Genomic DNA, 21,699 nt, shown 5'->3' with positions numbered 1-21,699 from the left:
ACTCCCACTCTGTTGCATACTATTCCAATTTCATCAGCGGTTGCTTGCTAAAGCGGTTACGCAACCGGTCAAAGTAGAGATAAATCACCGGTGTGGTGTACAACGTCAGTAATTGGCTTACTACCAGCCCACCGACAATGGTAATACCCAGCGGTTGACGTAACTCTGCGCCATCACCACTGCTAAGCACCAAGGGGAGCGCCCCAAACAGTGCGGCTAAGGTGGTCATGATGATTGGCCGGAAACGCAGTAAACTGGCCTGGAAAATAGCATCGCGGGCGCTGATATTGCCATTACGTTGCGCATCCAGGGCGAAGTCAACCATCATGATGGCGTTCTTTTTCACAATACCAATCAACAACATAATGCCGATTAAGGCGATCAGGCTGAACGGTGCATCGAATAACTCCAGCGCCAGCAACGCCCCGACCCCTGCAGACGGTAAAGTCGAGAGGATGGTCAGCGGGTGAACATAACTTTCGTATAAAATCCCCAGCACGATATACACCGTGGCGATGGCCGCCATAATCAGCCATAGCTGAGATTTCAGCGTTTCCTGGAATACCTGAGCGGTACCTGCAAACGCCCCACGCACGGTGGAGGGCACCCCCAATTCTGTCATAGCTCGTTCGACAGCCGCCGTGGCCTCAGACAAGCTGCCGCCATCTGGCAGGTTAAATGAGATGGTTGACGCGGCGGATAAGCCTTGGTGATTGACCGCCAGCGGGGCGTTGGCGGGTTGCCATTTAGCGAAATAGGACAGCGGAATGGACTGACCATTGCTGTTAATCACAAACATTTTATCCAGCGAACTCACATCCTGCGTATATTCAGGAGCCACTTCCATCACCACTTTGTATTGGTTCAGCGGTTGATAAATCGTGGATATTTGCCGTTGGCCGAAGGCATTATTCAGCAGAGCATTCGCTTCAGAGACATCGATACCCAGCCGCGCCATGGTTTCGCGATCATAAGTCAATGCCATCTCCGCGCCCTTATCTTGTTGATCCGAGTTTACATCCGCCAATTGTGGCAATTTGGCTAGCGCCGCCCGGACTTTGGGTTCCCATTCGCGCAGTGCTGCCAGATCATCCGCCAACAGGGTAAATTGGTAGGCGGCGTTGGAGTGACGGCCACCGACTCGGATATCTTGCACGGAAGACAAGAACAGGTTGGCTCCCGGCTCTTTTGCCAGTTTGCCGCGTAAGCGAGTAATCACCTGCTGAGCGGTTTCCTTACGCTCGCTGAGCGGCTTCAGTGAAATAAACATCGATCCGCTGTTAGTGCGCGAGCCGCCTGTAAAACCGGTGACGCTGTCCACTGCCGGATCAGCCCCGACGATCTGCATAAAATCTTTCAGCTTTTGCTGCATCGATTGGAACGAAATACTCTGATCGGCCTGAATAAAGCCCATCATCCGGCCTGTGTCCTGCTCGGGGAAAAAGGTTTTGGGGATACTGATATACAGCCAGACATTCAGGGCAATGGTGGAAAGCAGCACAACCATCACCCAGCGAGTATGACTTAAGGCCCAATTCAGTGAACGACCATAGCCTTGCTGAATAGCCAGTAGCACTTTACCAAAACCGCGAATACGTTGTTGCTGACCTTTTGGGTGTGAACGCAGCAACCAGGCGCACATCATTGGCGTTAGGGTAAGGGATATCACCAGTGAAATGCCAATCGCCACCGACAGTGTGACAGCAAATTCACGGAATAAACGCCCCGGTAGCCCCTCCATCAATAGCAGAGGAATAAATACCGCCACCAGTGAAATACTCATTGATAGCACGGTAAAACCCACTTCACGGACCCCACGTAGGGCGGCCACCATCGGTTTCATGCCCGCTTCCAAGTGGCGGGAAATATTTTCCAGCACCACGATGGCATCATCGACCACAAAACCGGTAGCAATGGTCAATGCCATCAGTGACAGGTTATTCAGACTAAAACCGCACAGATACATCGCAGCAAAAGTACCGATCAACGAGACGGGTACCGCGACGGCGGGGATCAACGTGGCTCGACCCGAACGTAGGAAGATAAAGACCACCAGAATGACCAGAGCTACCGCAATGACCGATGAACGTTCGACCTCATCCAGTGATGCGCGAATGGTGGGTGAGCGATCTTGAGCAATATTTAGCTGAATTGAGGCCGGGATTGAGGCGCGTAAGGCAGGTAACTCGGCGCGTATCCGGTCTACGGTGGCAATAATATTGGCCCCCGGTTCACGGCTGATCACTAACAGGACGGCCGGTTGGCCTGCGGACATCCCCGCATTGCGAACATCCTGAACTGAGTCGATAACATTGGCGACATCCTGTAGCCGTACCGGAGAACCATTATTGTAGTGGACTATCAGCGGACGGTAGCCCTCGGCGGTTTTGATCTCATCGTTGGCTTGTACCTGCCAATGTGTCTCTGCGGCATCCACTGAACCTTGTGGGCGGCGCACGTTGGCGGCACTGATGGCCTGACGCACAGCATCCAGTGATACGCCCTGATTAAATAAGGCGCTGGGATTTAATTCGACCCGCACTGCAGGCAAGGAACTGCCGCCTACCGTGACATCACTGACCCCCTCGGTCTGGGCGATTTTTTGCGCCAGTTTGGTGGAGGCATAATCATAGAGTTGCCCCTGTGAGAAGGTATCTGACGTCAGCGTCATGATCATAATCGGCGCATCAGACGGGTTCATTTTACGATAGGTTGGGCGGCTGGGCATCCCTGACGGCAGCAAGCTCTGGGCGGCATTGAGCGCCGCCTGCACATCACGGGCCGCGCCGTTGATATCGCGGTTAAGATCGAATTGCAGAATGATCCGCGTGCTACCCAGCGAACTGGTCGAGGTCATTTCATTCACCCCGGCAATTCTTCCCAAGGCACGCTCCAGCGGTGTCGCAACCGATGAGGCCATGGTTTCTGGATCAGCACCGGGCATTGAGGCGCTGACCATAATGACCGGGTAGTCAACCTGCGGCAGTGGCGATACCGGCAGTAGGCTAAAGCCAATTATGCCACTGAGAGTGATCGCCAGCGTCAACAGTGTGGTGGCGACCGGGCGCTGGATAAACAGAGCGAAGAATTTCACTGTGGCTCCTGTCCGTTCAGCAACTCAGACGAGTCAATATCCTCATCACGATGGCGATTTTTCCCCCGAGTATTCCGCGCCAATTTATCAAATAGCAGGTAAATAACGGGCGTGGTAAACAGCGTCAGCACCTGACTGACAATCAGCCCACCGACCATACACACCCCTAGTGGCTGACGCAGTTCGGCACCGACACCGGTACTCAACATCAAGGGCAAGGCACCGAACAGCGCGGCCAGCGTGGTCATCAGGATCGGGCGAAAACGCAGTAGACAGGCTTGATAGATAGCGTCATACGGCGTCATCCCCTGATCGCGCTCGGCGGCCAGGGCAAAGTCGATCATCATGATGGCGTTCTTTTTCACGATGCCTATCAACAAAATAATCCCGATGATGGCAATCACATCCAGCTCATTGCCGGTTAACATCAACGCTAACAAGGCCCCGACGCCAGCGGTCGGTAAGGTGGACAAAATAGTAATTGGATGAATAAAACTTTCATATAACACGCCGAGCACAATATACATCGCCACAATGGCGGCAATAATCAGCCAAAGCGTACTGCCCAACGCGGCCTGGAAGGCCAAAGTCGAGCCTTGGAAACGCGTGGTGATATCCGCAGGCAGTTGGATCTCTTTTTCGGCCAAGGTCACTGCGGCCACCGCCTCTCCGAGGGAATAGCCCTGCGCCAGATTGAACGATACCGTTGCTGACGGGAATTGATTCAAATGGTTGATAGACAGTGGCCCAAAGCGCTCTTCAATGGTGGCAATGCTGTTCAGTGGGACCCCTTTGCCATCACTACCGGTCAGACGAATATCATTGAATGCCGCCAGCCCTGGCGTGGCTTGCACATCATGCTCTAACACCACTCGGTATTGATTGGCCTGTGTATAAATGGTGGAAATCAGCCGTTGACCAAAGGCGTTATATAAGGCGCTGTCGATGGCTGCCATGGTAATGCCCAAACGGCTGGCGCTGTCGCGATCCACATTAACAAACGCCACCAGCCCCTGATCCTGCCAGTCACTGGTTACATCCTGAAATGGCGCTTTTTGCTGCAATTCATTGACCAGTTTGGGTACCCAGGTACTGAGTTCTTCCAGCGAAGTGGCTTGCAGCGTGAACTGGTATTGTGTCCGGCTGAGTTGAGTATCAATGGTCAAATCTTGTACTGGCTGCAAATACAGTTTGATGCCAGGCACCCCACTGACACTCTTCTGTAAACGGATAATAATCTGTGGAATGCGATCATCCCGTTCACTCAACGGCTTAAGGTTTATCTGCAAACGGCCATTGTTGAGGGTGGCATTGGTGCCATCAACGCCGACAAACGAGGTCAGGCTTTCTACGGCCGGATCTTTGAGGATAATGGCGGCTACCTGCTGCTGCCGTTCGGCCATATTACTGAACGAAACAGATTGCGGCGCTTCCAGTGTCCCTTGAATCAGCCCGTTGTCTTGCAACGGGAAAAAGCCTTTTGGGATCAGCAAGTAAAGTATCACTGTCAGTACCAGAGTACTGAACGCGACACTTAGGGTCAGCCACGGATGATTGAGGACTTTTTTCAGGCCGACAGCATAATGGGCGATCACCCAGTCAAAGAATTTCTCACTGGCACGGGACAGGCGGTTTTGTTTACGCAGTGACTCATAGCTGAGCATTCGTGCGCACATCATCGGTGTCAGGGTCAGGGAGACCACCGCCGAGATCAGGATAGCGACCGCCAGCGTTACGGCAAATTCGCGGAACAACCGGCCAACGATATCCCCCATAAACAGCAGAGGAATTAACACGGCAATCAATGAGAAGGTCAGTGAAATAATGGTAAAACCGATCTCACCGGCTCCCTTCAACGCGGCATCGAGCGGCTTCTCTCCCTTTTCGATATAACGGGAGATATTTTCAATCACCACGATAGCGTCATCCACCACAAAACCGGTGGCGATGGTGAGGGCCATCAATGTCAGGTTATTGATCGAAAAGCCCAGAAAATACATGGCGGCGAAGGTACCGACCAGCGATAACGGCACTGCGATACTGGGAATAATGGTTGCGGCGGCATTACGCAGAAATAGATAAATCACCATCACGACCAGTACAATGGCCAGCAGTAACTCGAATTGCACATCATTGACCGAGGCCCGGATGGTGCTGGTGCGGTCGGTCAGCACCTTGACATCAACCGATTTGGGCAGGCTTTTAATCAGCTCAGGCAGCATTTCGCGAATACTGTCAGCGGTGGCGATCACATTGACCCCAGGTTGACGTTGGATATTCAGCACAATCGCTGATTGAGTATTGGCCCAGGCGGCCAGTTTGTTATTTTCCGCCCCTTGTTCAATGGTGGCGACATCTTGTAAGCGGATGGGCGCACCGTTTTGGTAGGCGATGATTAGGTCACGGTAATCTTCGGCGGACTTCATCTGATCATTGGCTGACAGGGTCACCGAACGGGTTGGCCCATCCAAACTGCCTTTGGCGGAATTGACGTTGGCATTACTGATGGCGGTGCGAATAGTCTCGCTGTCCAGCCCCAGTGCCGCCACGGCAGGCGCATTTAATTTCACCCGTACCGCCGGGCGTTGACCACCGGATAAGGTGACTAAACCGACACCCGTGACCTGTGAAATTTTCTGCGCAATGCGGGTTTCCACCATGTCTTCCACTTGCGTCATGGGGATGGCGGTCGCGGTTACGGCCAGCGTTAGGATGGGTGGATCCGCGGGATTCACTTTATTGTAAATCGGTGGATAGGGCAGGTCGGAAGGCAGCAGGTTGGTCGCCGCATTAATGGCGGCCTGCACTTCTTGTTCTGCCACATCCAGCGGCAGTGTGAGCTGGAATTGCAAGGTAATGACTGATGCGCCACCCGAGCTTTGGGAGGCCATCTGTTTTAGGCCGGACATTTGGCCGAACTGGCGTTCCAGCGGGGCGGTAATCGACGATGTCACGACATCCGGGCTAGCCCCAGGGTAGAGCGTCACCACCTGAATGGTTGGGTAATCGACCTCTGGCAGGGCCGAGACCGGCAAGGCGCGGTAACCGATAATCCCGGCCAGTAAAATCGCGATCATAAATAATGTGGTGGCGACCGGGCGCAGAATAAACAGCCGTGACGGCCCGCCACCGGGTGTTGGAGGCATCACTTGCATCAGGATTTCTCCGCAGCCGTGGTGCTACGTGCGGGCGCATTGGCCGGACGCCCTCGGCCTTGATGCGGGGTGCTGCCTTCTGCTTCTGCAGCCGCTTTCTCCGTACTGGCTGGATTGACGTCAGTATTGGCGCTGCGTGGTGTTACCACTTCAACCTGTACCCCCTCGGTCAGGCGGTCAATACCATCGGTGACCACGCGTTGCCCAGCGTTCAGGCCTGCGTTGATAACCACTTGTTGGCTATCCTGAATCCCGGTGGTGATCAGATGTTTGCTGACGTTATTGGCATCATCTAACGTCCAGACAAAGTTACCTTCGCTGCCCATTTGTACGGCTGCGGTGGGCACCACGACAGCATTTTGCAGCAAATCGACTTTGATACGGGCGTTAACAAACTGGTTAGGGAACAGCACATCATCTTCATTATTAAAGCGGGCTTTCAGTTTAATGGTGCCTGTCGTGGTATCAATCTGGTTATCAATACTGAGCAAGTAACCCTGTGCCAGCATCTGTTTATTAGTCCGATCCCAGGCTTCAACGGGTACGATGGCATTAGTCTTCTCCGCATTTTTCTGTGCTTGTATAATGGCGGGAATATCGCTTTCTGGCAGGGTAAAGACCACATCAACGGGATGTGTCTGGGTGATCACCACAATTGGTGTGGCCGTGCCGCTGGTAATATAATTGCCGACATCCACTTGTTTCAGGCCAACTCTGCCGGAGATAGGCGCGGTAATACGGCTATACGTCAGTTGCAACTTGGCGCTGTCGATAGCGCCCTGATCGGCTTTCACACTGCCCTCGCTCTGGCGTACCAGCGAAGATTGCGTATCCAGTTCCTGTTGCGAAATCAAGCCAGTTTTGGACAATTTCTGATAACGGGCCAGATCACGACGGGCGTTATCCAGCGTGGCCTGATCTTTTGCCAACTGCCCCTGAGCCTGCGTCAGTTGGACTTCGTAAGGGCGGGGGTCGATCTCTGCCAGTAAGTCGCCAGCCTTGACCTGCTGCCCTTCGGTGAAATGAAGGGCCATCAATTCACCATCAACTCGGCTGGTTACCGTGACAGTATTGGCGGCAATGACCGTCCCTAAGCCAGTGAGATAACGTGGTACTTCCTGCTCGGTTGCGGTTGCGGCTTGCACCGGTGCCAGCGGCATATTACGGCGGCTACCATGGCTAGTGTCCTGACCGCGGGCACTCTGCTGAGCGCCTGAGGTGCTATCAGAAGTGGTACTGAAGTAGTGCCAACCAAGCACCGCAACAATGATCGCCACCACTACCCCCACGAATACGAATAATCGGGAAGTGCGTTTGGATTGAGATTTCATGATGGCGAAGCGTCCTTTTTTATCGTGACTATCTGCACCACATGGGCGCAGTATCTGAGTTTTCGGATATGTTACTAGTTTAACGGGCAATTACCGGATAAAAATGGAGGAAATATGAAAGTAGTGTCAGGGTTTGTCTGACCCGCTTTACAAACGGCATGAAGGGAGAAGATAACGATAAGTCTATACCAATTTTTGGCTATTTCTCGGCAAAGACCTGAATATTATTTGTGCTGGATGAAGAGCGGAGAATGTACTGAAAATTTGCCCGCCGCTAGTCTTTGAAACGCAACATGCGGATATTTTCCTCAGTACCCTAGATCAAGTTCTGAGTGAGTTAACTGTGCACTAACGTTATTTTTTAATTAACAACTGATTGGAGGGATGTTCGGGGAGGAAACACCTCTCAGTGCGAGATAACTCACTGAGAGGTGAACAGAAGGGGGCGATTTATCGGTACAGGGTTTGGGCCCAACGGGCCAATCCGGCGGTTACCGAGCCGAAATCGTTCCCACCCACCAACGGGATCCCAGGCAATTGTTGCTGTAGCGCGGCACGCAGTAACGGAGAGCGGGCGCTACCGCCAGTCAGGTAAATAACATCGGGTTTGACATGGCTGGTGGCCAGTGCCAGGCTGACTTGCTCTTGAATGCGTTGTAGCGGTGGACTAATCGCTTCGGCCAGTTGCTGCTGGCTGATGATTTGGCCCAATTCGGCTTCAACAAAATCCAATGTTGTAGCAACCTGCTCTTGCTCAGACAGCGCAATTTTGCTCTCTTCTGCGGCACGAACCAAGCGGTAGCTCAGGCGCTGTTGATATACTTTCAGCAGCCGTTCAACTTGCTGTGGGTTAGCGGCATCACGGATAAGGTCACGCAGGAAACGGCCATTAACTGTGCTGTAGAAGTCGCTTTGTGCCGGGACATCATTGGTGGCAACCGCATTCCAATAAGGTAGGGACGGCATGGCGATCCCTTTCTCGGTTTCGCCGCCCATCCCAAACAGTGGCATCAATTGTTTGAAGGCCAGCATGATGTCGAGATCGTTACCCCCAACACGGCAGCCGCTATGCCCCAACAGGCTCTGTTGGCGATCAGCCAGACCTTGCCACTTTGGCCCCATCAATAATACTGAACAGTCGGTGGTACCCCCGCCGATATCCACGACCAGTACGGTTTTTTCTTCCGTTAATGTCGCTTCGAAATCCAGACCCGCAGCAACCGGTTCAAACTGGAAGGCGATATCACGGAAACCGGCACGTTGTGCGGCACGTAATAAAATCCCTTCCGCCTGCCGGTTAGCCTCTTCACCACCGGAACCCTGAAAGTTTACCGGGCGGCCAATGACCGTTTGACTGATTTCTGATGCCAGAACGGATTCTGCCTGACGCTTGATGTGAAACATCATGGCGCAGACTAAATCTTCAAACAGTGCCAGTTGCTGAGGTCTCAGGCCATTAGCGCCTAAAAAGGATTTTGGCGACTTTACAAAGTAAACCTCTTCGGGGTCTTCGATGTATTGAGCAAGGGCCGAGAGGCCGAACATCAGGCTATCGGCAGTGACCGGAATATCTTCTTCGCGATTGAACGCGATGGCCCGACGTAATAGTTGTTGGTTTTCGCCGCTACCCGTTGGTACTTGCCAGTGACGATGTAGACACTCACTCACGGCTTCGCGTGTTGGTGCACACAACATAGAAGGTAAATAGACGTCGTTATTTTCCAACGCCAGCAACTTGGGAGCATCATCCCGCATCACGGCAACTGAGCAGTTTGCTGTGCCGTAGTCAAATCCAATGAACATCAATTGCTCCCCAGGCCAAATAAAGGGGGGCGACTTTACCCCAGAGTGAACACGGGAGCAAGCGGATCGCTATCCAAATCAGGGCAGCGACCAGCCTACGGATTAAGGGGACTCCGATCATGGTGTAGGCAGAGAATGTCACTAGACTAAAAATAGGGTGGCGAGACCTAAAAAGATGAAGAATCCACCGGTATCAGTGATGGCGGTGATCATGACACTGGAACCAATCGCCGGGTCACGGCCTAAACGGGCCATGGTCATAGGGATGATTACGCCCATTACCGCCGCCATTAATAGATTGAGCATCATGGCTAACGTCATCACTGCCCCCATTGCTGGGTCGCCATACAGCAGGTAGGTGACAAGGCCCATAATCCCTCCCCAGACCAGGCCATTAATCAATGCCACCCCTAATTCTCTTAACATCAGGAAGGAGACACTACCTTGTTGAATATGGTGTAAAGCCAATGCGCGAACAATCATGGTAATGGTCTGATTGCCGGTATTACCGCCGATACCGGCGACAATCGGCATTAACGCCGCCAGCGCCACTAATTGTGAAATTGTATCTTCAAATAAGCCGATGACCCTGGAGGCCACAAATGCAGTACAAAGATTAATCGCCAGCCATGACCAGCGGGTGCGTACAGCGCGGCCTACCGGGGAGAACACATCCTCTTCCGGGCTTAACCCCCCCATGCGCCGTAGCGTGGTATCACTTTCTTCATTAACCACGTCAACAATCTCTTCGATGGTCAGGCGACCCATCAGCTTACCTTTAGCATCAATAACGGCGGCGCTGATTAAGTCATAACGTTCAAAGGCACCCGCAGCATCTTCGGCTTTCTGCTCTGGTTGGAACGTAGTCGGATTTTGATCCATCACCTCAGAAACCAAGGTGTTCGGTGCATTGAGCAGAATTGATGTCAGGGGTAATTCGCCGAGTAACGTATTTTTGCGATCAATAACAAACAGTTTATCTGTGGCGTCAGGGATACGTTTCCGATAGCGCAAATAGCGTTGCACGGTCGCCAGCGTAATATCCTTGCGGACGGTGACCAGCTCAAAATCCATCATTTGGCCGACACTGTCACGGCCATACTGAATCACTTCACGAACTCTGGCCCGTTGATCCGGATCCAATGAGGTCAGCAAGCGACCCATCAGGTTACGCGGTAAATATTCGGCCAGATAAGCCTGTTCATCCACATGCAAGGTGCGCATGGCTTTTAACAGATCTTTATCGCTCATCTCTTTGATCAGGGTATCCCACACGGTCTCAGAGACTTCAACCAGCGTTTGGCCGCGCTTCTCATTTTTAACCAAGCGCCAGAGCGCCAAACGTTCGTCGTTGGGCAATGCTTCCAGTAAATCGGCGAGATCCGCTGCATGTAGGTCATCGAGCAAGGTTTTTATTTCTGCGGTTTGGTCCAGCAGTTGTTCATCACTGAGATTTTCCCGCTCTTCCTGACGGCCCAAAATACCGTCAACCAATGCTCGATTATTTAATAAGAGGGAGAGTATTCTTTCGCGTATTTCGGCCAGTTTTTTAGTGTTGATTTTGGCATTCTTTTTGGCAGCGGCAGAAAGCGACACTGGAATAATAGGCACGGGCATAATGTGTCCTTGGATCTAAACATTCTAAGGGCGTAGGGGGGGCACCAAATCTACGGGCTAAGGTCTGTTTGATGCGGGCCAGGAGGCTCGCCCTCCACCGACAGCTCGACTTGTTGAGGCTGACGTTCTTGGTGATGGGAAATCGACGCGATTGCCGCATACAATAGGCGGCCAAACAGAATGAGAAAACTCACCAGCAAGATAATTTTCGTCAATTGAGTTGAAGGTCTTCTTCGCATAGTCTTTGTTTTATCGCTTAGCAATGATCGTTTAACTGCTGATCGTTTTAACGACGAATGATTTAACCGCTCATGCTGTCAATTGACGTACCGGGTGATGACAACCGCCCGGTGCGCGATTTGATAAGAGTCGAATCACTCTTTAGGGGCCACTTCCGCAGCTTCATCCGGCTCTTCTTCAATAATCAGCTTCCACCCCACAACATCATCCCAGTAGGCCTGTTCACGTTCGAAATCCAGTTGTACCAGGCTATTTTGCGTCAAATAACCCTGTGGAAAACGCAATGTCCAGTGACTGTCGTCGGTTATCAACCGCAGGCTTTCTGGTGTGGTGGTGGATTGGCGTTGATTATTCAGCAATGTGCTCAGACGTAATAATTGAATTAATGGCAAATAGTATTTCTTCTTGAATAAATTCAGGCGTGGCAATTCATCCAATTTGATAGCTTTACGGTGCATTCGGACCAACGTTGCCAACAGGGTTTGCTGCTCCTGATTGAAGCCCGGTAAATTCGTATTTTGCAAAATATAGGCCGAATGACGATGCATGCCGCTGTGATTAATGCTCAGGCCAACTTCATGCAGCATCGCCGCCCATTTCAATAATGCTTCCAGTTGGGGCTGCACCAGCTTGGTATTTTGTGCCAACCACTGGGTATACAGTTGCTCCGTGGTTTCCAGCACCCGACGGGCTTGTTCACGATCAATATTGTAGTGGTCTGCCAAACTCTTGGCGGTACGTTGACGGATATCCTGATGGCGGAAGCGGCCTTCCATTTCATACAGCACACCTTCACGTAGCGCACCGTCAGATAAACGTAATGTTTTGATGGCTAATGCGTCGAATACGCCACAGAGAATAGCCAGCCCCGGAACAAATACAGATTGGCGATCCTCCGAAAGCCCCGGCAGGCTCAGGGCTGAAAATTGCTTGAATTGCAGGACATTTTCAACCAGCATTTCCAGCCGTTCAGGCGTGATCAAACCGTCTTTTTCACCCATTTCAACCAAGACTTCATAGGTGGCTTTAATGGTGCCAGACGCACCCAGCGCATATTGCCAGCCTTGGATCCGGTATTGCCATGCCAGATTTTCCAACTTTTGTGCGGCGGCCAGACGCGCACGCCTGAAATTATTCTTGCTGATTTCACCACCAGGGAAAAACTGTTGAGCAAAACTGACGCAGCCCATACGGCGGCTCTCTACCAGCAATGGCTCAAAGTCTTCGCCAATCACCATTTCTGTCGACCCGCCACCGATGTCGATAACCAGCTTGCGGCCCTTCTCCGGTTGGGTGTGTTCAACGCCCATAAAAATCAGGCGCGCCTCTTCCTGGCCCGAGATAATTTCAATGGGATAAGGGATAACCTCAGCGGCACGTTTGAGGAATGTCTCTGCGTTGGCCGCTTGCCGCAGGGAGTGAGTCCCGACGATACACACGTTATCTGGGGAGAACCCCTGTAAACGTTCAGCAAACAGGGCCAGACAGGCCAGACCACGTTCGATAGCCTCTTCACTGAGCATATTATTGCTATCCAGGCCATCGGCCAGATGCACGCGTTGTTTCAGACGTCCTAAAACTTGCAAAGCGCCGTTGACGATACGGGCAATGACCATATGGAAACTGTTAGAGCCAAGATCGATGGCGGCAATTTCCTGCGGTTTGGTAGTCGAATTATTGGTTAGCGGCATAGTGTTAGGTCTACTGCTCCGGTTGTTCCAGTGCTTTTAAATAATCATAGATAGCAATCTGTGCACGTACCTTGCGCCGGTTTCCACGCGGTACATAACGATTACTCAGCTCTTTATCAATATAACGGGCTTTGACGGTGTCGTTGAATAATATCTCTAAGATATCCAGCACCCGCTGCTTCAATTTTGGATCCAACAACGAAACGGCTACTTCAATTCGGTAGTCAATATTACGGGTCATCCAGTCCGCAGAGGAGAGATAAACCAGCTTGTCGCCTTTATTCTCAAAAACGTACACACGATCATGCTCTAAAAAGCGATCAACAATACTGGTGACCTGAATATTATCGCTGATACCCGGCATATTCGGGATTAATGAACACATGCCGCGCACCAATAGACGTATTTTGACGCCAGCACTGGAGGCGCTATATAACCTATCTACCAGACCTTTATCCACTAAATTATTTATTTTTAGGGTAATACCCGCACTTTCACCGGCCTGTGCGTGGATAATTTCCTGATCAATCAACTGATATAACATTAAGCGCGAATTCTGTGGTGAAACCATCAGATTATCGAACTTAACCGGGCGATAGGGATTTTCAATAAAGTTAAATACCCGGCGCACTTCATTGGTAATCCGGGAATCTGCCGTTAGCAACGAATAGTCGGTATAAATTCTGGCGGTCTTCTCGTTAAAATTGCCGGTGCCAATATGGGCATAACGCACGATTTCATCATTCTCAAGGCGAGAAATCAGGAAAAGCTTGGCATGAATTTTGAGGCCTGGCGCAGAGAAAATAACGTGTACTCCGGCCGCTGTCAGACTTTTAGCCCAATGAATATTGGCCTCTTCATCAAAGCGAGCCTGCAACTCCACGACTACCGTTACCTTTTTGCCGTTATGAGCGGCATGGATCATCGATTCGATAATGCGCGAATCTTTGGCAACCCGATAAATATTGATTTTAATCGCCAATACGCTTGGGTCGAACGAGGCTTGCCGTAATAACTCCAGCACATGTTCAAAGGTATGATACGGGTAGTACAGCAGCACATCCTGTTCGCGGATGGCATCAAAACCGTTACGGAATTTATCAAACCAGACATGGCGCAGGCGTGGCATTGGCCGGTTAACCAGATTACTTTTACCTACATTGGGGAAGTTGATAAAGTCTTTAAAATTATGGTAACGACCACCGGCGATCACGGAATCATCGTTAGATATACCCAATTTATTACGCAGGAGTTCGACCATTTCATCGGGCATATCCCGCTGGTAAACAAAACGCACGGGTTCGGCTGTCAGACGTTGTTTTAGGCTGGATGACATCAATTCCAAGAGGCTTGATTCCATCTCGGTCACCAAATCATATTCGGCATCCCGCGTCATTTTCATTGAATACGCATTCAGCGCATCATAATCAAAGAAGCCTTTAAATATTTCATCCAGACAGAAGCGCAATATATTATCAAGTAATATCATTGGCTTGCGACGGCGAGGTGCTTCAGGCGGTAAATTAACAAAGCGCGGTACTTTATCTGATGGAATTTCCAGCAGGGCATAGGCAATATCCTGTCCGCGAATAATTTCTACCGCCAGATAGGTATAATCATCTTTTAAAAACTGAACCAGATTGGTGTCATGGTTAATCAGGATCGGTGTAATGTGTTGACGCAGATGCTGTTTAAAATATTGCTTCAGCCAAATTTGCTGATTCTCGGAAATTTGCCGCTCATTCACCAAAAAGATTTGATTACGGGCCATTTCCAGTAACAGGTCATTATAAAGCCCATCAAATTCTTGATCGGCTTTCACCACTTTGCTCTGAATTTTTTTCAGCAAATGGCGGGACGTCACGGCAGAGCCTTGCTCTTCGTTAATAAGAATACGCCGTTTCAGATCGGCGAAACGGACTTTATAAAACTCGTCCAGATTATTGGAGTAAATGCCAAGAAATCGCATCCGCTCAATAAGCGGGTTGCTCTTATCCGCCGCTTCCTGCAATACCCGCTCATTAAAAGATAACCAACTGAGTTCTTTTTCGGTATAGAGCTTTTCCTGACCCATTGCAACTCCATTAAGATTATTGTGGGAGTATTTAGTGTCCGTAAACATTATTGCGAAAAATTGACAAAAAAGTCCAACAGATATCATTAGTTAACATTGTCATGCAAACGCCACAAAACTGACATAAGATGCTCGGTCATTTGAACAGCTTATTTGAACAACTTATTTGAACAGATAGCTTGAAACGGTAGCATGTAAATGCCTGACAGATTAATCACGGGCAGTAACCATTGACGGAATATGGTGTAAGGCATGAGGCAATTAAACATTATGCGGCGAACAAGCATAGCGGCACCATCAGGGAGAGATAAGCGTCGGGCTTTTATTGATCGTTGGGTGCGCATGATAGTCACCAGTGGTGGTTTGCTGGTATTACTGACACTGATGCTGATATTTGTCTACTTATTGTATGCCGTATTGCCATTATTTAAACCTGTTTCTATCAGTTTGGATAATCAATTCGTGGTGAAGCGCAATGCGCCGGCGCTAGCACTGGGAATGGATATTCAAGGAAAAATAGCTTATCGCATTGATAATCAAGGTAAAGGTTCGTTTATCCTCCTTGGTGGACAAGGGAATGCGCCTGCTGGCAGTGTCATCAATGAACAGGCATTATCCGCGCCGCCAGTCTCATGGAGCCGTGCCATCGGCGGGCGGCCTTTATATGGTGCGGGTCTGAGTAATGGCCGCTTCATTTTGCTACAACCCGATTTTTCTGCCACCCCGCCTGGCTGGCAATTTCCATTGGACGATCAACCACGTGCGCTCGATATACAAGGCAAGCGCTTGCTGCATCTGGCGCTGGCAGAGCCGCAACCACAGCAGTTTTCCGTTGCTGCCATTACCGATGATAGCCGCTTGTTGGTGGGGCAATTCACCACGCAGGGGCAGCAGATAACCACTCTTGGCGCGGTGCCCGCCACTGTCGATCAACTGTTGCTAGCGCCAGATGGCCGCTTACTCTATGTGCTATCGGGCAATCAAGTACATATTTACCAACGGGTTAATGCGCAATTAGAGAGTGAAAAACTCGCGAGTGACCCACCAGATTCCGGCTGGCAGTTACGCGAAGTGGTTTCTCTGGTGGGTGAAAAGGAAGCGCTCAGTGGGCCTTTAACGCTCTCCTTATTGGCTGGAGGGAAATCGCTGTTGGTGCAATCACCTGATGGTGTGGTGACACAATGGTTTGATGTGCGAAAGGGGCAAAGCTCACAGTTCCATTTGACGCGGATCCACAGTTTTACACCAGCAAGTCAGGGGGTCCTCACCGCTGAGAACACCCGCCGGGTCTTTGCTTTGCTCTCGCCACAAGGTGAGTTATCACTTTTCACCAGCATCCAGTCACCGCCGTTACTGCAATCTACGTTGGTCGAAGGTATTAGCCATGCAGATTTTTCGCCGTGGGGCGATAGCCTGTTAGTGGAGAATTCCGCCGGGTGGTCGGTTTATCGGCTGGATAATCGTTACCCAGATATCACCTGGCGTGGCCTGTGGCAGCAATTGTGGTATGAAAACTACCCAGAACCAGCCTATGTATGGCAATCCAGTTCTGCCGAAGAGAGCTATCAGGCCAAATTTAGCCTGATACCGATTGTCTTCGGTACCTTAAAGGCAGCCGTTTATGCCATGTTATTCGCGGTGCCGTTGGCACTGGCGGGGGCCATTTACACGGCATATTTTATGTCTGCGGGTTTGCGGCGAGTGGTTAAACCGACCATTGAGATGATGGGAGCATTCCCCACGGTGGTTATCGGTTTAATTGCGGGGATCTGGCTGGCGCCGGTGATTGAACGTTATCTGGCGGGGATTTTGTTATTGCCGTTGCTACTGGCGCTGGCGATTTTATTGTGTGGTTGGGGCAGCGCTCGCCTGTCGGCTAAGACACAATGGCCATTGCCTGCAGGCTGGGATGTGATTGTATTGCTGCCGGTGATCTTACTGACCGGATGGCTGGCCCTGTGGTTGGGGCCATCATTGGCGGTGTGGACGCTGGGCCAACCGTTGCATGAGTGGCTGGGGGATGATTACGATCAGCGCAATGCGCTGGTGGTGGGCGTGGCAATGGGGTTCGCTTTGATCCCTATAATTTTCTCTTTGGCAGAGGATGCGCTGTTCAGTGTGCCCCCGTCATTAAGTCAAGGTTCGTTGGCATTGGGGGCAACCCCCTGGCAAACATTGCTTCACGTGGTATTGCCTTCAGCCTACGCCGGTATTTTCTCTGCGGTGATGATAGGTTTTGGCCGTGCGGTGGGTGAGACCATGATTGTGCTGATGGCAACCGGCAACTCGCCAATTATTGATGGCAGCATTTTCCAAGGGTTACGGGCGATGGCGGCCAACATAGCCATTGAGATGCCGGAAGCGGTGGTCGGCAGTGGGCACTACCGGGTGCTATTCCTGACGGCATTGGTCTTGTTCTGCTTTACGTTTTTGGTGAACACGCTGGCAGAAACGGTTCGCCTGCGGCTGCGTGAACGCTATCAAATGGAGCGGACAGCGTGATGAAAATAGGGTCTATAAAAACAAGTTATAAATATAGGTTTTATAAGCAAATGGGTTTTATAAACAAATGAGTTTTATAGACAAATGGGTTAAATCTGGCTCGCCGTGGATCTGGCTAACTGCGGCGTCAGTCAGTATTAGCTTGCTGGCGCTGATTGGCGTCATTTTGTTGCTGGCAGGGCAGGGGATGCGTTATTTCTGGCCCAGTCCGGTCTACCAATTTGAGTTGAAACAAGCCGCTGCCGGCCCGGTAAGACTGGTGGGGGAAATTTATCGGCAACAATCTCTACCGCGGCAGCAATTAGAACAGGCCGGGATTACCCTACCGCTAAATACGGGTGATTCAGTCACTCGCTTACTGATCAAGGCAGGTAACCGTGAGGTTCAGGGGCAGGATTTTTATACCTTGTTGGAGAGTGATATTCAACAGCGCAGCCTGCCTAAGGGGCTATTGGCTCTGGACCGCCATAACAATGGCATGGCGTACGGTTTACTCGCCGGTATGTTGGATAACGGGCAGCCATTAGTTGGCGATAACCTAAGACAAGAGCTGCAAAAACGCATTCCTATCGTGCAGGCGCTGGTTAGGCAAGCTAATGATATTCAGTTCCGTCAAATGAGTATGCTCAATCAACAATTTGAAGCATTGCGGTTACAAAAGAAGCGGCTGCAAATCGCCGGAGATTTAGACAGCAAATCGCAGGATCGTATTGCCGCAGAGCTGGGGGAATTACAACGTCGTCACCAGACTCTTATCGATAAACTGCGGAGCTTACAAACGGAAAAACACCGCTATACACTCTTGTGGCAAGATATGAATGAGCAAATACACTCACTGCCACTGAGTGAAATTAACCAGGCCTGGTATCCCAACGACATGAGTTTCGGGCAGAAGTTGCGGCACTGGGCGGCACAAACTAAGAAATTTTTGACCGAGAATCCGTACAATGCGAGTTCGGAAGGCGGTGTTTTTCCCGCTATTTTCGGTACGGTACTGATGGTTATTTTAATGTCTATCGTGGTGATGCCATTAGGGGTGATCGCAGCGGTTTATCTGCATGAATACGCTGGGAAAAACTGGTTGACTCGCCTGATCCGTATCTCCGTGGTGAACCTGGCTGGGGTACCCTCCATTGTGTATGGGGTATTTGGTCTGGGGTTCTTTGTTTATCTGATAGGTGGTTCGCTGGATAAGCTCTTTTATGCCGAGTCATTGCCTAATCCAACATTTGGTACACCGGGTGTGCTGTGGGCGGCGTTAACGCTGGCTTTATTGACGTTACCGGTGGTGATTGTTGCTACCGAAGAAGGGCTGGCTCGCATTCCAACCAGTTTGCGGCAAGGGTCACAGGCTTTGGGGGCCAGCAAGGCTGAGACACTGTGGCACATCGTGCTACCGATGGCGGCACCTGCGATGCTCACTGGGCTGATTTTAGCCGTCGCCCGGGCCGCGGGGGAGACTGCACCTCTGATGTTAGTGGGGGTGGTTAAATCCGCCCCGGTATTACCGGTCGATGGTATTTTCCCCTTCCTACATTTGGAGCGTAAATTCATGCATCTAAGCTTCCAGATCTATGATATGGCGTTCCAAAGCCCGAATGTGGAAGCGGCCCGCCCATTGGTTTTTGCCACCGCGCTGCTACTGGTGATCATTGTCGTTGGCCTTAATTTAGCCGCGATGGGGATTCGTCACCATCTGCGTGAGAAGTACCGTGGCTTAATGTTGTAATTGGATTCTTAACCTGCAGGACATGATATGGGACTTTTGACGCCGAATTCTTTGCCGCTACTTGATGTACAGCATTTGACTGATGAGCAAACTGCACTGGCGGTCGAGAGGCTCAATTTATTTTATGGCGATAAGCAGGTACTGCATGACATCTCATTCTGTGTCCCCAAGCATCGGGTCACGGCGTTGATTGGCCCTTCAGGTTGTGGTAAATCCACGTTGTTACGCTGCTTTAACCGGATGAATGACCTGCTGGATAACTGCCATTCTGAAGGAGAGATCCGGCTGGGTGATGAAATTATCACCGATAAAACCACCGATGTCGCCACATTACGTCGCCGAGTTGGTATGGTCTTTCAACGGCCTAACCCATTTCCTAAATCCATTTATGAGAATGTGGTATACGGTTTACGCCTACAAGGGGTCCGTGACCGGCGGGTCCTTGACGATGCGGTTGAGCGTTCGCTACGGGCGGCGGCGTTATGGCATGAAGTGAAGGATAGGTTGCGGGAAAATGCGTTTCGCCTCTCCAGCGGCCAGCAGCAACGGTTAGTCATCGCCAGAGCGATTGCCATTGAACCAGAAGTATTATTGCTGGATGAACCGACTTCCGCTTTAGACCCGATATCGACGCTAACCATTGAAGAGCTGATTACGACCTTGAAGCAGCAATACACGGTGGTATTAGTGACCCACAATATGCAACAGGCCGCGCGAGTTTCAGATTACACGGCGTTTATTCATCAGGGGCGTTTGGTGGAATATAACAATACCGATGCGTTATTCACCTCGCCACATCAGCGTCAGACGGAAGATTATATTACCGGCCGCTATGGTTAATAGAGTGCTGAATGAGGTTGGTTGTTCTGACGTGAGTTGTCCTGACGCTGGCTGTTACAAAACCAGTCATTACAAAATAAGGTATTTACTCAGACTGCTGACAAACCCCGATGACTCAATCTTGAACGGTGAGGATAGGCAGAGGAGTAAAGCGTCCGCGCCAAGGATGGCGCGGCTCGAGCCTACATGGATGTATTTACGGCGTCTTTACGATCTGCCTGTTCTCTCCGTCGCGGGCACTTTGTCAATAACCTCGTATTTACTGGATTTATCTTTCACGATTTAAGTTTCCATTTTTTATGTCGTTTGTTATGAGTGACTATTGAATGGAAACGTTAAGTGAAAGAACTACTGATAACCCAACCCGATTTTATGGAGACGTTTAGCTGTGTTGGTGCGGCTTGCCGTGAACACTGCTGCAAAGGCGTGAGTATTACGCTCGATAAAAACCGTTATCAGAGATACATCAAAAGCCCCTACTCCGATATTAAGCGTATCGCCATAAGCCATATTTCTGTTACTCAAGACAGCCTGGCATCCTGGGCTAATATCAACCCAGATAATCAGGGGAATTGCCCTTTTCTTGATGAGCAGCGTTTATGCCAAATTTATAAGCACACCGGTATTAATGCGTTGAGTACCTCTTGTGCCACGTATCCTCGCGTTGAGCATATTTATAAAAATCAAAAAATTAAAAGTATGTCGCTCTCCTGCCCAGAAGTGACTCGACAGGTATTATTTTCAGCAGATGCGTTAACACTGCGTTTTTCTATTATCAATCAATATGATTATTTTAAGGCGTCTGAGATTGTGACGGAGGAGCGGTTGGCTAATCGTGCCTGTGCGGCGCTAGCAATGAATCAACAGGACAATATTGAAGAAAATCTTTGGGCAATAAATCAATTTTTGCAGAGCTATCAGGCTTTCAATGGCATTAATAAAATTAAAATGGCTGAAATCGATAGCCTGCGTGACGAATTAATCAATGCCATGGTGGCAGGTGTTGCAGCGAACGAGTTACAGGCGGTTGTTCCTGATGCTGGCCCCGTTAAGGAATTATTGGCTTGCCTACGGCATTTTATGATGCAATTGCCTGATATCCGCGGTAAAAAAATGCTCGCTAATTATGCACATCCGGCACTGGCCTGTTTCACCGATGCGTATGCTGAACCGCAATGGAAAAATGCCTGGTCTCAACATGCATTGCCTTTTTTCTTACAGCACACGTCGGTATTGCGTAATTACATTCTCTATCGTATTCATCATGACCAATTGGCGATGGGTAACGAACTACCGGTGACCGCTGCATTTAATTTAGTAGCAATTGATTATTTTTATCTGAAAGTACTCATCAGTACTTACGCCACTAAAAACGGGCAACTGACGGAGGATGACGTCATTGATATTATTTATTCTTACCATGCCTGCCGTGAGTCAACAGATAGCTCGAGCCAACAGTTTAAACAGGAACTGACGGCTTTAGCGATGAGAGATGATTTTCCGTTGTTGTCTTTGCTGGCACTCAGTAAGTGATTCGGGTAATTGAACATAGCCAATGCATATATAGCTTGATGTATGACGGGTATAACGGGGAGAAAACAATTGGGGCCATATGACCCCAAC

Annotated in this window: 13 protein-coding genes; 5 read left to right on the top strand and 8 right to left on the bottom strand. The window is 50.4% G+C overall.

All coding sequences use genetic code 11. The features are described from left to right. Positions 1-19: 19 nt before the first annotated feature. From mdtC to ppk1, 8 genes are all read right to left on the bottom strand, one after another. The gene (gene mdtC / locus AC971_RS13490; RefSeq protein ID WP_025380828.1) at positions 20-3,094 is read right to left on the bottom strand and encodes a multidrug efflux RND transporter permease subunit MdtC; all 3,075 of its coding nucleotides are present in this window, start codon (positions 3,092-3,094) and stop codon (positions 20-22) included. Further along, the gene (locus AC971_RS13485) at positions 3,091-6,249 is read right to left on the bottom strand and encodes an MdtB/MuxB family multidrug efflux RND transporter permease subunit (RefSeq protein WP_025380827.1); all 3,159 of its coding nucleotides are present in this window, start codon (positions 6,247-6,249) and stop codon (positions 3,091-3,093) included. The genes mdtC and AC971_RS13485 overlap by 4 nt, the downstream gene beginning before the upstream one ends. After that, positions 6,249-7,580 (bottom strand): MdtA/MuxA family multidrug efflux RND transporter periplasmic adaptor subunit, encoded by a 1,332-nt coding sequence (locus tag AC971_RS13480; protein ID WP_025380826.1) that lies wholly within the window; start codon positions 7,578-7,580, stop codon positions 6,249-6,251. Before AC971_RS13480 ends, AC971_RS13485 begins: the two co-directional genes overlap by 1 nt. Positions 7,581-8,030: 450 nt before the next feature. Next, positions 8,031-9,383 carry a molecular chaperone gene (gene yegD / locus AC971_RS13475; RefSeq protein ID WP_025380825.1) on the bottom strand — a complete coding sequence of 451 codons (1,353 nt, stop codon included), beginning with the start codon at positions 9,381-9,383 and terminating at the stop codon, positions 8,031-8,033. A gap of 141 nt (positions 9,384-9,524) precedes the next feature. Then, positions 9,525-11,000: a magnesium transporter gene (gene mgtE / locus AC971_RS13470; protein ID WP_025380824.1), complete on the bottom strand. Its 1,476-nt coding sequence runs from the start codon at positions 10,998-11,000 to the stop codon at positions 9,525-9,527. A 50-nt stretch (positions 11,001-11,050) separates the two neighbouring features. Continuing rightward, the gene (locus AC971_RS22085) at positions 11,051-11,239 is read right to left on the bottom strand and encodes a YfgG family protein (RefSeq protein WP_038401964.1); all 189 of its coding nucleotides are present in this window, start codon (positions 11,237-11,239) and stop codon (positions 11,051-11,053) included. A 135-nt stretch (positions 11,240-11,374) separates the two neighbouring features. Beyond that, entirely contained in the window at positions 11,375-12,931 is a 1,557-nt protein-coding gene (gene ppx / locus AC971_RS13465; protein WP_025380823.1) for an exopolyphosphatase, read from the bottom strand. 10 nt (positions 12,932-12,941) lie between these two features. Further along, entirely contained in the window at positions 12,942-15,005 is a 2,064-nt protein-coding gene (gene ppk1 / locus AC971_RS13460; RefSeq protein ID WP_025380822.1) for a polyphosphate kinase 1, read from the bottom strand. Positions 15,006-15,275: 270 nt separating this feature from the next. Here ppk1 and AC971_RS13455 point away from each other — a divergent pair, with 270 nt between their 5' ends. From AC971_RS13455 to fliB, 5 genes are all read left to right on the top strand, one after another. Continuing rightward, a complete protein-coding gene (locus AC971_RS13455) occupies positions 15,276-17,507 on the top strand; it encodes an ABC transporter permease subunit (RefSeq protein ID WP_025380821.1) in 2,232 nt (743 codons plus the stop codon). A 67-nt stretch (positions 17,508-17,574) separates the two neighbouring features. Then, on the top strand, positions 17,575-19,236 hold the full coding sequence (gene pstA / locus AC971_RS13450; RefSeq protein ID WP_038401963.1) for a phosphate ABC transporter permease PstA: 1,662 nt from the start codon (positions 17,575-17,577) through the stop codon (positions 19,234-19,236). 27 nt (positions 19,237-19,263) lie between these two features. Beyond that, entirely contained in the window at positions 19,264-20,076 is an 813-nt protein-coding gene (gene pstB / locus AC971_RS13445) for a phosphate ABC transporter ATP-binding protein PstB (protein ID WP_025380819.1), read from the top strand. 186 nt (positions 20,077-20,262) lie between these two features. Further along, positions 20,263-20,391 carry a gluconate 5-dehydrogenase gene (locus tag AC971_RS24340; protein ID WP_071825415.1) on the top strand — a complete coding sequence of 43 codons (129 nt, stop codon included), beginning with the start codon at positions 20,263-20,265 and terminating at the stop codon, positions 20,389-20,391. A gap of 24 nt (positions 20,392-20,415) precedes the next feature. Next, a complete protein-coding gene (fliB, locus tag AC971_RS23145; RefSeq protein ID WP_071825414.1) occupies positions 20,416-21,609 on the top strand; it encodes a flagellin lysine-N-methylase in 1,194 nt (397 codons plus the stop codon). Positions 21,610-21,699 lie beyond the last annotated feature (90 nt).

The sequence above is a fragment of the Yersinia similis genome (genome assembly GCF_001053095.1).
GTDB lineage: Bacteria > Pseudomonadota > Gammaproteobacteria > Enterobacterales > Enterobacteriaceae > Yersinia > Yersinia similis.
This window is presented reverse-complemented; position numbering and strand designations above follow the sequence as displayed.